Origin of the sequence: Limimaricola variabilis (genome assembly GCF_014195545.1) — a bacterium.
Taxonomy (GTDB): Bacteria; Pseudomonadota; Alphaproteobacteria; order Rhodobacterales; family Rhodobacteraceae; genus Limimaricola; species Limimaricola variabilis.
The window spans coordinates 202381-215823 of record NZ_JACIBX010000005.1 but is presented as its reverse complement, the minus strand read 5'-3'; the positions used below and the strand labels follow the sequence as shown (position 1 = coordinate 215823).

At 65.8% G+C, this 13443-nt stretch carries 12 protein-coding genes, 1 tRNA gene and 2 pseudogenes; 9 read left to right on the top strand and 6 right to left on the bottom strand.

Annotation, left to right across the window (positions count from 1 at the left end):
• Positions 1-465 precede the first annotated feature (465 nt).
• Complete coding sequence (locus tag FHS00_RS09055) at positions 466-846, top strand: hypothetical protein (protein WP_183472017.1); 381 nt, start codon at positions 466-468, stop codon at positions 844-846.
• Between the two features lie 566 nt (positions 847-1412).
• Positions 1413-1505, top strand: a pseudogene (locus FHS00_RS17720) (IS5/IS1182 family transposase); the annotation flags it as partial.
• A 203-nt stretch (positions 1506-1708) separates the two neighbouring features.
• Here the strand turns inward: FHS00_RS17720 and FHS00_RS17970 are convergent.
• The 3 genes and pseudogenes from FHS00_RS17970 to FHS00_RS09040 form a co-directional block, all read right to left on the bottom strand.
• Positions 1709-2032 carry a twin-arginine translocation signal domain-containing protein gene (locus FHS00_RS17970; RefSeq protein ID WP_183472015.1) on the bottom strand — a complete coding sequence of 108 codons (324 nt, stop codon included), beginning with the start codon at positions 2030-2032 and terminating at the stop codon, positions 1709-1711.
• Between the two features lie 111 nt (positions 2033-2143).
• A pseudogene (locus tag FHS00_RS09045) lies at positions 2144-2260 on the bottom strand (IS5/IS1182 family transposase); the annotation flags it as partial.
• 575 nt (positions 2261-2835) lie between these two features.
• A tRNA-Ser gene (locus FHS00_RS09040) sits at positions 2836-2925 on the bottom strand.
• A gap of 206 nt (positions 2926-3131) precedes the next feature.
• On the opposite strand from FHS00_RS09040, the gene FHS00_RS09035 reads away from it, so the two are divergent.
• The 7 genes from FHS00_RS09035 to FHS00_RS09005 all read left to right on the top strand — a co-directional run bounded on the left by FHS00_RS09035 (position 3132) and on the right by FHS00_RS09005 (position 9627).
• Positions 3132-3941, top strand: coding sequence for an SPOR domain-containing protein (locus FHS00_RS09035; RefSeq protein ID WP_183472013.1), 810 nt, complete (start codon positions 3132-3134; stop codon positions 3939-3941).
• Between the two features lie 84 nt (positions 3942-4025).
• The gene (locus FHS00_RS09030; RefSeq protein WP_183472011.1) at positions 4026-5279 is read left to right on the top strand and encodes a D-alanyl-D-alanine carboxypeptidase family protein; all 1254 of its coding nucleotides are present in this window, start codon (positions 4026-4028) and stop codon (positions 5277-5279) included.
• Between the two features lie 4 nt (positions 5280-5283).
• Positions 5284-5916, top strand: coding sequence for a dTMP kinase (gene tmk, locus FHS00_RS09025; protein WP_343064598.1), 633 nt, complete (start codon positions 5284-5286; stop codon positions 5914-5916).
• Positions 5913-7004, top strand: a complete 1092-nt coding sequence (locus FHS00_RS09020; protein ID WP_183472008.1) for a DNA polymerase III subunit delta' — start codon at positions 5913-5915, stop codon at positions 7002-7004. The genes tmk and FHS00_RS09020 overlap by 4 nt, the downstream gene beginning before the upstream one ends.
• A gap of 6 nt (positions 7005-7010) precedes the next feature.
• Positions 7011-7829 carry a TatD family hydrolase gene (locus FHS00_RS09015; protein ID WP_183472005.1) on the top strand — a complete coding sequence of 273 codons (819 nt, stop codon included), beginning with the start codon at positions 7011-7013 and terminating at the stop codon, positions 7827-7829.
• Positions 7826-8626: an MBL fold metallo-hydrolase gene (locus FHS00_RS09010; RefSeq protein ID WP_183472003.1), complete on the top strand. Its 801-nt coding sequence runs from the start codon at positions 7826-7828 to the stop codon at positions 8624-8626. Before FHS00_RS09015 ends, FHS00_RS09010 begins: the two co-directional genes overlap by 4 nt.
• Before the next feature lie 74 nt (positions 8627-8700).
• Positions 8701-9627, top strand: coding sequence for an AEC family transporter (locus tag FHS00_RS09005; RefSeq protein WP_221188766.1), 927 nt, complete (start codon positions 8701-8703; stop codon positions 9625-9627).
• Positions 9628-9712: 85 nt separating this feature from the next.
• On the opposite strand, the gene FHS00_RS09000 is transcribed toward FHS00_RS09005, so the two are convergent.
• From FHS00_RS09000 to FHS00_RS08990, 3 genes are all read right to left on the bottom strand, one after another.
• Complete coding sequence (locus tag FHS00_RS09000) at positions 9713-10567, bottom strand: ABC transporter permease (protein ID WP_021692072.1); 855 nt, start codon at positions 10565-10567, stop codon at positions 9713-9715.
• A 3-nt stretch (positions 10568-10570) separates the two neighbouring features.
• Positions 10571-12127 (bottom strand): ABC transporter permease, encoded by a 1557-nt coding sequence (locus tag FHS00_RS08995; protein ID WP_183472037.1) that lies wholly within the window; start codon positions 12125-12127, stop codon positions 10571-10573.
• Positions 12128-12234: 107 nt separating this feature from the next.
• Positions 12235-13359 carry an extracellular solute-binding protein gene (locus FHS00_RS08990; RefSeq protein WP_183472001.1) on the bottom strand — a complete coding sequence of 375 codons (1125 nt, stop codon included), beginning with the start codon at positions 13357-13359 and terminating at the stop codon, positions 12235-12237.
• Positions 13360-13443 lie beyond the last annotated feature (84 nt).

Below are 13443 nucleotides of genomic sequence, written 5' to 3'. Positions count from 1 at the left end.
CTCGGTCGTCAGCCAGAAAAGGTTGCTCATTGATCATGCTCCTCGGGGAGCCTGAATCACGCAGCCTCATCAAGATCAATGGGTCCTGAGCCTAGTGAATCTGCTCTGGTGACGGATGCGGGGCCATCCCTTTACAGCAGCGAGCGCGATTTTGATTGACCCTAAACGCGGCGCGCAACGTCAAGGATAATGAGCCAACCAATATCACCGTCCTTCGCGGCCGCGCTTCTGATGTAGCCCGGCGCGAGCCCTCAAAGGCATCAATATCCTTGAGACTCCAAGAAGCAGGCTGACACGACACCCCCTCCCGCAGCATTCTCAAGAGTGCAGATAAAAACGAGCAGATAGCGATTAATCCGCAACTTCCGGCCCCACGCGTATCTCGCGTTTTCGTGAGCAGACCTCAGGGAACGGGGTGGCGGCCAACCCGTTGGATTGCGAATATTCGGTTCAAAAGGACATGATATGCTGACCAAGATAATGACTGTCGCCGCCTCGACGGCCTTTGTGTTGAGCGCCACCACTGCTGTAGCTCAGCGCATCCCTTTCGCCGAGATTGACGTCGATTCCGACTCGATGCTGTCGAATGAGGAACTCGTCGCCGCCTTTGGTGCCGATGGTGCCGCGACCCTGATGGCGGATGATAGTAATGACGACGGCATGCTTAGTATGCAGGAAATCCGCGTAACGGCTGACATGGATACAGCGGAACCGACTGAGCGGGCCGAATCACTCGACACTGAAGATCCCGATTATCGGGACGAAGAAACCCCCCTTAACCCGACCACCGATTTCGGTGAAGGCTTCATTGAGGAGGAGGACGAGTCCGAAGGGGATGACGGATAAGTCTATACCCTGACGGTCCTCACGTGAGTTCAAATTGGGCCGATTGGGCGGATGCCTGATCGGCCCTCAATCTTTATGCATTGCCGTATAGCCTATATCCGACTTTCAAGCCTATTCCGGCAAGGTGAAGGACAATCTTGCCACGACTCGCCACAATATATACGCGGCCATACTGCGTCTCCGAAGATCGAGGTGGACGAGCCTTTGAAAAAATTGCCTAGGCTCACAACATTCGTTCCTCTGGCTGGGCCGAGGCGAGAAGAGCGCCGGGCAGGACGTTCAAGCCTTCTGGTTAATAGCACGCAAGACCCGCAACTTGGCTATGGATTGCCAGGAGCGCGAGCACGAAGCTCGCCGCCGCTTGAGCATTCTGCGGGAGACGGCGTAGAGCCTCGAACAGTTTGCAGCCGTCAATCGGCAGCGCCGATCCCAGAATTTTGGGGCCCTGCCTAGTGCAGGGTTTTATGCCTTCATGATGATACGCCCTGAGACCAGCTAGGCTCAGGACCCATCAATCTGTTTACGGTCGCGTCGGCTATGTGACTTGGCCCGGACCTGATGGCGTTATGAGCGATCTGTTCTGCCTGACTGAGGGTCAGATGAACTGGCTTCGGCTATGCTTTCCGAGGAGCCATGGCAAGCCGAGGGTCGATGGTCGACCCCCTCTTCTGGCTCTGAAACTCAATGAGCCTAGAGCCTAGCTATGAGTGAAGGCCATGGAAGCAGCGGGGAAATAATTGCTTCGGGCGCTGGGACGACCGAGATTGCGCGGACTATCTACCTGTATCGGCAGACAGTCTGGCGGATCAAGGCCGACCCAGCGGCTGCTGAAGCAGCGCTAGTGCGGTGGGGATATCGAAGCCTAGCGGTGCCGATCTGAGGTGAGGCTGCTTGCACTCGGTCCGTTGCCCCTTTTGTCGGCTTTTTCAGGTTTGTCGGCTTTTTCAGGTTTGTCGGCTTTTTCAGGTTTATCGGCTTTTCCTGGTAGGGGTGTGGGTTCTCCTATCGCTGGTGGTTTTGGAGGTAGTGGTTCGCCAACAGGCGGTAGTACTACTCTCGGACCGCTGATCGGGGGTTCGACAATAGCAACACGGACTTCGCTTCCATCGTGAACTACTGTCACCGACACAGTGCCCAGAACAGCGGCAGCGGTTAAGGCGCCTACCGTCTTAATAAAATCACGCATGTTGAGCCCTCACATGATGCACAACTATAGCCTGATTCCATCAATCTTGAGGAAACTAAGTTTTATTTAGAATCAAAGTCTATGTTTTTTGAACTAGGCTCTAGACCCGGTAAACTTCAGGTCCAGAAGAGGGGGTCGACCATCGACCCTCGGCTTGCCATGGCTCTTCGGAAAGCATAGCCGAAGCCAGTTCATCTGACCCTCAGTCAGGCCGAACAGATCGCTCATAACGCCATCAGGTCCCGGGCCAAGTCACATAGCCGACGCAACCGTAAACAGATTGATGGGTCCTGAGCCTAGGGCAGGAACGGACCCCGCCTTACGCTTCACGCATACGAGTTGGGGCCTACTGATTCGAGATGGCGGATTGCTCGCTTCCCGCTGCCCGCCTGTCAGATGGCTGGACCCGCCGGGTGTACAAGTGCAAGGCCGAGGCCGCCCCCCAGCCTCGGCCTATTGCTAACCCCAACCCTTGCCATGAAGTACTCCGTAGGGGGTGCAGGGGTATGGTAGCGCGAATCCATGCCAGCTCCCAAACCGGGAGCATAGGCCAGCGTTGTCAGGGCATACGGCTGACAAACGCCTCAACAGCCACCCCGCTGCAACACATATTTCCGGGTTGCTCCGCATCATCAAAGGCGCTGGGCAAGGCCTGAGCCGGACAGTCGCGCGCGGGTCTAGTTACCCGACATTCTACGTCCTGCCTGTCGCATCGCGGCGCATCCAAGCGCAAATGGCATAGCGGGCTTAATGGCGGGTAGAGATGAGAAAAAGAATGATTATCAAATAAAATCAATGCCATTTGGCGGAGGAGGTGGGATTCGAACCCACGGTACGCTCTCACGCACGGCGGTTTTCAAGACCGCTGCAATCGACCACTCTGCCACTCCTCCGGCCGGGATCGCCTAAGCGCTGGAGCGCGATTCGGGAAGAGGCCCGTCTTCGCGAATTTCCGCAAGTCCGCGCAGCTACCGGCTTTCCATGCCGCGAGGCCGCCGATATGGTCGGCTCGCGCCGCCCGTTCCGGCCAGCCCGACGGCGGCGCGCAGAAAACAGTCGGCCGGACAACGGCACGATCGGGGCAAACGAGGAACGAGACATGCCAGCCACCATTCTCGCGCGGCCGGTCATCATGCTGACCGGCGCGCTGCTCACGCTTGGCGCCTGCGGTGAGACCGGTTCCGGTGGCGTGGCCTCGGACACGGCCCGCACCGAGATCGTCTCGCGCGATGTCGAAGCGCCGGGCGTGTTCCAGGTCACCGAGCCGGGCCTGTGGGACGGCCGCCCCTCCCTGGGCGGCGTCTGGGTCGCCTATCCCGAGGTCGACGTCGAGCAGATCGGTCAGGTGGTGATCCGCAACCAGGCCAATGGCCGCTTCGTGATCGGCGCGCTGTTCCGGCGCGAGCGTGAGACGCCGGGTCCGGCGCTGCAGGTCAGCTCCGAGGCCGCCGAAGCGCTGGGCATGCTGGCCGGCGCGCCCGCGACGCTAAACGTCACGGCGCTCCGCCGGGATGATTCCGGCACGCCGCAGGCCCCCGGCGCGATGACCGATTTCGACGCTGCCGAGCCGATCGCCGCTGTGCCGCTGCCGCCCGCCGAAGGCACCGCGCCCGCGACGACGTCCGAGCCTACGCCGACCGCGGCCGCGGCGGCCCCCGCCCCGGCCGCGAGCGATCTCGACCGGCCCTTCATCCAGCTCGGCATCTTCTCGGTCGAGGCCAATGCCCGCAACACCGCCACCGCGATGGAAGTCGAGGGGCTTACCGCCAAGGTCGTGGCCTCCGAGATCCAGGGCGCGCCCTACTGGCGGGTGGTGGTCGGCCCGGCCGCCGATGCGGCGGCGCGCGATGCCGCTCTCGCTCGCGTGAAGGCGCTGGGCTTCACCGACGCCTATTTCGTGCGAAACTGACGCGATCCGGGCCCCGTCGGGCCCGGACCGCCCAACCCGACCGGCCGCCCCGGCGCGGCCCGCCAACCGACCGGAGCGACCCTGATGATCCGTGCCGTCTTCCTCGCTGCCGCGACGCTCGTGGCCCTCGTGCCGCTGGCCCGTGCCCAGAGCTTCGATACGCCCGCCCGCGCGGCCTACGTGCTCGACCACACCACCGGCACAGAGCTTCTGGCCAAGAACGCGGACGAGCCGCTGCCGCCGGCCTCGATGTCCAAGCTGATGACCCTCTACATGGCGTTCGAGGCGGTGGCCTCGGGCCGGCTGTCGATCGACCAGCGCCTGCCGGTCTCCGAACATGCCGCCTCCTATGGCGGCTCCTCGATGTTCCTCGACACCACCGACCGTGTCCGGGTCGAGGACCTGCTGCGCGGCGTGATCGTGCTGTCGGGCAACGACGCCTCCGCCGTGCTGGCCGAGGCGCTCTCGCCCGACGGAACCGAGGCGGGCTTCGCGCAGCTGATGACAAAGCGGGCCCGCGAGATGGGCATGATGAACTCCACCTTTGCCAACTCGAACGGCTGGCCGGACCCGTCGCAGCGCATGTCGATGCGCGATCTCGGCATTCTCGCCAGCCACCTGATCTCTGATTTCCCGACCTTCTACCCGATGTTCGCCGAGCAGGAGTTCGAGTTCGACGGACGCGTGCCCTCCAACAGCCAGAACCGCAACCCGATCCTGGGCTTGGGCATCGGCGCCGACGGGCTCAAGACCGGCCACACCTCCGAGGCCGGTTACGGCCTCGTTGGCTCGGCCAAGCAGGGCGAGCGGCGTGTGATCTTCGTGGTCACCGGTCTCGACAGCAACGAGGCGCGACGGGTCGAGGCCGAGCGGATCGTCAACTGGTCGTTTCGCCAGTTCGCGCAGCGTGACATCGGCGAGGCCGGCACCCGGATCGCCGAAGCCGAGGTCTGGATGGGCGAGCGCGACCGCGTCGGCCTGACGCTGGCCGAGGATGTCTCGCTGCTGCTGCCGATCACGGCGCGCGACGATGTCGAGGCCGAGGTGGTCTACCAGGGTCCGATCGAGGCGCCGATCGAAGCCGGTCAGGAACTGGCCGAGCTGGTGATCGCGCGCGAAGGCATGCCGGCCACCCGGGTGCCGCTGGTGGCCGAGAACGCGGTCGCGCGCGGTGGTTTCCTGCCGCGCGTCCGGGTCGCGGCCACGGTGCTGTTCGACCGCTTCGGCCCCGAGGGCGTCTCTCTTCCCGGGCTGGACCCGTTGGGCGGCGTGCCGCGGGCGGAGCCCGAGGCCGAGCCCGCCCCGGATGCCGAGGCGGCGACCGGCGACGAAACCTGAGCACGTGGCACGCAGCCTCTTCATCAGCTTCGAGGGCATCGACGGCTCGGGCAAGTCGACCCAGGCGCGTCGCCTGCATGACAGCCTGCGGGCCCGGGGGCTCGACCCCGTCCTGACCCGTGAGCCCGGCGGCAGCCCCGGTGCCGAGGAAATCCGGCAGCTCCTGCTCACCGGCGATACGGCCCGCTGGTCGGCCGAGACCGAATTGCTGCTGTTCACCGCCGCGCGGCGCGACCATCTGGAGCGGACCATCGGACCGGCGCTGGAGGCGGGCCGCCCGGTGATCACCGACAGGTTTGCGGATTCCACCCGGGTCTACCAAGGTGCGACGCGCGGCGATCTGCGCGACATGGTGGACCGGTTGCACGCACTGACGATCGGCACCGAGCCTGATCTCACTTTCCTCATCGACATGGACCCGGCGACCGCGCTGGCGCGCGGGCTCGCCCGCGGTTCCGGAGAGGATCGGTTCGAAGAGATGGGCCTCGGCTTCCAGCAGACGCTGCGCGCCGGATTTCTTGAACTCGCCGCCGCTTCACCCGACCGCTTCAGGGTGATCGATGGCGATCGCGCGCCGGAGGCCTTGGCCCGGGAGATCGCCGCCATCGCCCTGCCCCGCCTCGGTCTCGCGCCGTGAGCGAGGATCTCCCCGATCCGACCGGCCTGCCGGGCCTGCCGCATCCGCGCGAGACGGCACAGCTCTTTGGCCAAGACGCCGCCGTCGAGGAGTTCCTCGCTGCGCAGGCGGGAGGGCGGCTGCATTCGGGCTGGCTGCTGACCGGCCCGGCGGGGGTGGGCAAGGCCACGCTCGCCTATCGCATCGCGGCGCATCTGCTGGGCGGACACGGCGCCGATCGCGGTCTCGACCTGCCGGCGGATGACCGCGATCTGCGGCTGATCCGGGCGGGGTCGCACCCGCGGCTCTTCGTGCTGCGGCGCGGACCGAACGACAAGGGCGACCGTCTGTCGGCGCAGATCCGTGTCGAGGAAATGCGCAAGCTGCGCAGCTTCTTCCACCTCAGCTCCACCGATGGCGGCCACCGCGCGGTCATCGTCGACGCCGCCGACGAGATGAACGTCTCGGCCGCCAACGCGCTGCTCAAGGAGCTGGAGGAGCCACCCGCCGACACCACGCTCATGCTGATCGCGCACCAGCCCTCGGCGCTCCTGCCGACGATCCGTTCGCGCTGCCGCGTGCTGCGACTGCGCCCGCTCGCGCCCGAGCCGATGGCGCGGGCCTTGGAACAGGCCGGGGTGACCGGCGCGGCGCCCGAGGCGCTGTCGGTCCTCGCCGCGGGATCGGTGGGGGCCGCTGCCCGGGTCGCGCAGGCCGAGGGCGTCGCGCTTTATGGCAAGTTGGTGGCGCTGCTGTCGGGGCTGCCGCATCTCGACCGTCCGCGCGCGATCGCCATGGCCGACAGCTGCGGCGGCAAGGGGGCCGAGACGCGCTTTCCCCTGCTGCTCGACCTGATCGACCTGCTGCTGGTACGCGCGGCGCGGGCCGGACTCGCGGGCGCGCCGGAGACCGAAGCTTCGCCGGGCGAGGCGCGCCTTCTTGTCACGCTGGCGCCTGATCCGGCGGCGGCACGGCGCGTCGCCGGGCTGCAGCAGGAGCTGTCGGCGCGGGCGCGGCACGGGCGGGCGGTCAACCTTGACCCATCGGCGCTGCTCCTAGATATGCTGCTGAGGATCGAAGCGATGGCGACCGGTGTCGCCGCAGCCTGAGGCCAGATGACTTCTCCAGATTTCCAACTTGTCGACGCGCATTGCCACCTCGACTTTCCCGACTTTGCCGAGGAACGGGACGCGGTGATCGCCCGCGCCATCGAAGCTGGCGTGACGCGGATGGTCACGATCTGCACCCGGCTGACGAACGTGGATACCGTGCGCGCCATCTCGGACGCGCATGACCCGGTGTTCTGGGCCGCGGGCACCCATCCGATGAGCGCCGCGGACGAGCCGCTGGCCTCGGTCGAGGATCTGCTCGCGCTGGCCGAACATCCCAAGATGGTCGGCATCGGCGAGACCGGGCTCGACTACCACTACACCGCCGACAGCAAGAGCGTGCAGCAGGAGAGCCTGCGCATCCATATCGAGGCGGCCCGGCGCAGCGGCCTGCCGCTGATCATCCATGCGCGCGATGCCGATGACGACATGGCGCGGATCCTGTCGGAGGAACACGCGGCCGGGGCGTATCAATGCATGATGCACTGCTTCTCCTCCTCGGCGGCACTGGGCCGCGCGGCACTGGATCTCGGCTTCTATCTGTCCATGTCGGGCATCGCCGCCTTCCCGCGCTCGAAGGAGCTGCGCGAGATCTTCGCCTCGGCGCCGCTCGACCGCATTCTCGTGGAGACCGACAGCCCCTATCTCGCGCCGCCGCCCCATCGCGGCCGCCGGAACGAGCCCGCCTACACCGCCCATACTGCCAAGGTGGGTGCCGAGCTGTTCGACCTGTCCCTGCCCGATTTCGCGGCCCGGACATCGGCCAATTTCGATCGGCTCTTCGCCAAGGCGGCTGCCTGGTCCTCGCTGAGGAGCCAGGCATGACCGACCGGCTGGAGGCGCGCATTCTCGGCTGCGGCTCCTCGGGCGGCGTGCCGCGGCTCGGCAATCTGTGGGGCGACTGCGACCCGTCGGAGCCGCGCAACGCCCGCACCCGCTGTTCGCTGCTGCTGACCCGTCACGGCGTGAACGGCGCAACCCGCGTTCTGGTCGACACGTCGCCGGACCTGCGCGCCCAGCTTCTGGCAGCCGAGGTCGGCGAGCTTGACGGCGTGGTCTGGACCCACGCCCATGCCGACCACGTGCACGGCATCGACGATCTGCGGATGATCGCCTTCAACATGCGGGCGCGGCTGCAATGCTGGGCCGACGCGCCGACGCGCGAGGCTTTGCTGGCGCGTTTCGGCTACGCCTTCGAAACGCCGCCAGGTTCCTCCTACCCGCCGATCTGCGACCTGCACATGCTCGAAGGCGAGGCGACGATCGACGGCGCCGGCGGGCCGATCAGCCTGACCGCCTTCGATCTCCAGCATGGCGACATCACCGCGCTCGGCCTGCGCTGCGGGCCGCTGGCCTACCTGCCCGACGTGAAGGAGATCCCGGACGCGGCATGGTCCCACCTGGACGGGCTCGACTGCCTGATCGTTGATGCGCTGCGCCGCAAGCCGCATCCGAGCCACGCGCATCTCGAGCTGACACTCGACTGGATCGCCCGTGCAGCGCCTGCCCGCGCGGTGCTGACCAACATGCATTTCGATCTCGACTACGCCACCCTCGCGGCCGAAACGCCCGATCATGTCGTGCCTGCGCATGACGGAATGACCCTCGGCTTCGACATCTAGGCGCGCGGGCCCCGCCCCTTCGCCGTTCCGACCATACGCATTTCCGCGGCATCCGCCCGCGCGGAGGCCCGATCATGCTGTTGCTGACCGTCACTCTACCGGTCTTTCTGGTGATGGGTTTCGGCTACCTCGCCTCCTGGCGCGGCTGGATCGGTGAGACGGCGATCGACGGGGTGATGAAGTTCTCCCAGGGCTTCGCGATCCCCTGCCTGCTGTTTCTGGCCATCGCGCGCCTCGATCTCGCGCAGGAGTTCGACCTCGCTTTGCTCGGCAGCTTCTATGCGGGCGCCCTTGCCGGCTTTTTCGCGGGGCTGTTCGGCGCCCGGCTGATCTTCGGCCGGAGTTGGGAGGACGCGGTGGCGATCGGCTTCGTCGGATTGTTCTCGAACTCGCTGCTCCTGGGCCTGCCGATCACCGAGCGGGCCTACGGGCCGGATGCGCTGCAGGCCAATTTCGCGATCATCGCTCTGCATTCGCCGTTTTGCTACGCGGTCGGCATCACCGCGATGGAGTTGGTCCGGGCCCGCGGCGGCGGGCTGCGGCAGCTGCCCGGCAAGGTGCTCAAGGGCATGGGGCGCAACGCGCTGATCCTCGGTATCGCACTGGGCGCCCTGGTCAACGTGTCGAACCTGCCGATGCCCGAGGTGCTCCTCGAGGCGCTGGAGCTGATGGCGCGGGCTGGCCTGCCGACGGCGCTGTTCGGGCTGGGCGGCATTCTCTACCGCTACCGGCCCGAAGGCGACATGCGGGTGATCCTCTACGTCGTCGCGGTGTCGCTGGTGCTGCATCCGGCGGTCGTCTGTGGCCTCGGCTCGTTGGCCGGCCTCAAGCTCGAGGCGTTCCGTTCGGCGGTGATCACCGCGGCCATGGCGCCGGGCGTCAATGCCTATCTCTTCGCCTCGATCTACGGCACGGCCAAGCGGGTCGCGGCCTCGGCGGTGCTGATCGGCACCGCGGCCTCGATCGGGACCGCGACGCTCTGGCTGGCGCTGCTCCCCTAGGCTTTGGACCCCAACCCGAAGGGCCGACAGCAAAATGCCCCGCACGCGGGCGGGGCATTTAGAGTTCTGCGAATAGGTCGGCGGATCAGCCCGGCGACATGCCCCGGAGCCGCTCGGAACGGCGCCGCAGCACCTCGAGCGTGACCAGCAGCACCACCGAGATCGAGATCAGCACCGTCGCGGCGGCGAGGATGGTCGGCGAGATCTGCTCGCGCAGGCCGGTGAACATCTGCCACGGCAGCGTCTTCTGCCCGGCGGAGCCGACGAAGAGCACCACCACCACCTCGTCGAAGGAGGTGATGAAGGCGAAGAGACCGCCGGAGACCACGCCCGGCAGGATCAGCGGCATCTGCACCTTGAAGAAGGTGCGCACCGGCCCTGCCCCGAGGTTCGCCGCCGCCCGCGTCAGCGAGCGATCGAAGCCCACCAGCGTCGCGGTCACGGTGATGATCACGAAGGGGATGCCCAGTGCCGCATGCGCCAGCACGACGCCCCAATAGGTCCCCTGCAGGCCGATCCGGCTGTAGAAGAAGTACATGCCCGCGGCCGAGATGATCAGCGGCACGATCATCGGTGAGATCAGGATCGCCATGATCGCGCGCCGGAACGGCACATGGGGCTGGCTCAGGCCGATCGCCGCGAGCGTGCCCAGCGCCACCGACAGGAAGGTCGCGACCGGCGCGATCTTCAGCGAGTTCCACAGCGGCACCTGCCAGTCGGGGTTGGTGAAGAAGTCGCGGTAATGCTTGGTCGAATATCCCTCCGGGTCGAGCGCCAGCATCTCCGGGGTGAAGGTGAAGAAGTTCTCGGCGTTGAACGACAGCGGGATGATGATGAGGATCGGCGCGATCAGGAAGAAGAAGATCGCCGCGCAGATCACCAGGTAGGAATAGTGCCAGACCTTCTGGCCGGTCGAGGCATAGGGGGGAAGTCCAGCCATGTCTCAGCCTCCCAGCTTGACGTTGTCGATGCCGACGATCCGGTCGTAGACCCAGTAGAGGGTGAGCACGAGCGCCAGCAGGATCGTGCCCAGCGCGGCCGCGAGGCCCCAGTTCAGCGACGACGAGATGTGATAGGCGATCCGGTTCGAGATGAAGACACCCTCGGTGCCGCCGACGATCTCGGGCGTGATGTAGTAGCCGATCGACAGGATGAAGGCGAGGATGCTGCCCGCACCGATGCCCGGCACCGAGAGCGGGAACCACACCCGCCAGAAGGCGGTCCAGTCATTCGCGCCCATCGACTTGGCAGCGCGCATGTAGCTCGGCGGGATCGTCTTCATCACCGAATAGAGCGGCAGGATCATGAAGGGCAGCAGGATGTGCGTCATCGCGATCACCGTGCCGGTGGCGTTGTTGATCAGCGCGAGACGGTTGGCGTCGGACACGATGCCGAGCCAGACGAGCGTGTCGTTGATCACGCCCTGCTGTTGCAGCAGCACCTTCCAGGCCGAGGTTCGCACCAGCAGCGACGTCCAGAACGGCAGCAGCACGAGGATCATCAGTACGTTGGCCGAGCGCAGCGGCAGCGTCGAGAGCAGGTAGGCGATCGGGTATCCCAGCAGGATGCAGGAGAAGGTGATCGCCAGCGACATCCACATCGTGCGCCAGAACAGCTTGAGATAGATCTGTTCGTCGGCGGGGCGCCATTGGGCATCGCCATCGGGGCCGTTCATCATGTCGACCGAGTTCAGGAAATAGCCGTCGGTATAAGCCGGGCTGTAGGTCTTGATGACTTGCCAGATCTCGGGATCGACCCAGTCCTCGTCCGACTCTTCGAACAGCGCCTTGATCGAGACGCTTTCGAAACCGGAGACGTCGACGTCGGGGAAGCCGGCGGGTGCGGCGCCGTTCGAGAGATCGCGATAGAGCGCGGTATAGACGAAGTCCTCGACATCCTCCTCGAGCGGGTCGTCCTCATTGGCCTCGACGGTCAGCTTGACCCAGGCATCCCAGGCGTCGGCGGTCGCGGGCAGCGCCGCGCGGATCTCGTCGTCCGCCATCCAGTTGGACCACGCCACGGGGTCCTCGAGCGCAGGCTCAGCCTCGACGAACTGGTCGGTGTAGATATCGGTGTCGAAACGACCGACATCGCGGCCTGTGCCGCGGAACAGCGAGCTGAGGCCGGTCATCTCGTAGTTGAGACGGCTGCCGAGGCGCGTGTGCGACTTGTACTCGGCGGCGATGAAGAGGTCGGTGTAGAGCGCCTCGTAGACCGGCTCGCCGGGAGCGGCCTCGGGCAGGTTCTGGTCCTCGCGCAACGCCACCACCGTGCGGGGCAGCGTCTCGGAGACGATCTGGTTCTCGACCGAGCGGAACAGCATGTCCGCGATCGGGGCCACGAAGGCCACGAGGATGAAGATCAGCAGCGGCGAAACCAAGAGGAAGGCGCGCAGCTTCTCGCGCCGGAGCGCCCGTTTCAGGCTGTGCTTGAGAGGCCTGCCGTCGGCGGCCAGCATCGGGCCTCCTTCGGTCACCTCGCCGCCCGGGAGCGCCGCCATCGGCTGTCTCGGGGGTGTCGTCGCGCTGTCGGTCATCATGCCTCCGGTATTGGGGGGTGGGACGGGGCCGTGGTGGCCCCATCCCTCATGCGCTCAGGCGCGCGACGTCACTGGGCGAGCCAGGCCTGGAACTTGCTGTCCAGATCGTCGCGGTAGTCGGCCCACCACTCGTAGTTCTGCACGAACGCGCCCTTGGCGTTCTCGGGGTTGGTCGGCATGTGCGGCGCCATGTCGATCCCGAGTTCGGCGTGCTCGCCGACGAGCGGCGCGGAGGATTTGCGGGCCGGGCCGTAGGAGATGTACTTGGCCTGGTCCGCGAGACGCTGGGTGTCAGTCGCGAAGTATAGGAAGTCCTTGACGCGGGCGAGCGACGCCTCGTCGAGACCCTCGGGGATGATCCAGCCGTCGAGATCGTAGGACTGGGTGTCCCACATCATGTTGACCGGCTGGTCCTGCTCGACGATCAGGCTGAACAGGCGACCGTTGTAGGTCGAACCGAAGACGACTTCGCCATCGGCCAGCAGCTGCGGCGTGTCGGCGCCCGAGGACCACCAGATGGTCTCGTCCTTGATGGTGTCGAGCTTGGCGAAGGCGCGGTCCTGGCCTTCCTCGGTCTCGAGCACGTCGTAGACGTCCTCATAGGCGACGCCGTCACAGATCAGCGCCCATTCGAGGTTGTTGTGCGGACGCTTCTCGAGCGACCGCGTGCCCGGGAAGTTTTCCAGGTCGAACACGTCGCAGATGCTGTCCGGCTCCTTGCCGTTCCACTCGGCCACGTCGTTGCGGTAGCCGAAGGTGTAGGAATAGGCGATCTGCGGGATGAAGCAGTCGGAGACCAGCATCTCCTCGCCGAAATCCTCGGAGGCCGGGGTGCCGTCCGGCGCCGGGGCGAGATCCTCATCGGGATCGATTTCCATCGCGAGGCCTTCGTCACACAGACGCATCGCGTCGGCGGCGGTGGCGTCGACGAGGTCCCAGGTGACGTTGCCGGCTTCGTTCTGGGCGCGCAGCTTGGCCACGGCCTCGGCCGAGCTTTCGTCCCAGGTGACGGTCACCTCGGGATGCATCTCGAGATAGGGCTCGACATAGGCCTTGAGCTGGCTCTGCTGGTAGGCGCCGCCCCAGCTGACGATGGTCATCTCATTGGCCATTTCGACATGGCTTTCCGCCCCGGCGACGGTGGCGGAGGCCACGAGCGCGGTGGTCGCGGTCAGAAGACGAGTGATGTTCATTCAGAACTCCCGTTGTTTACCCGGTTCTTGGTTTCACAGGGGACGCGGTCCGGGTGACGACGCCCCGCATAGGCCGCGCCCCTA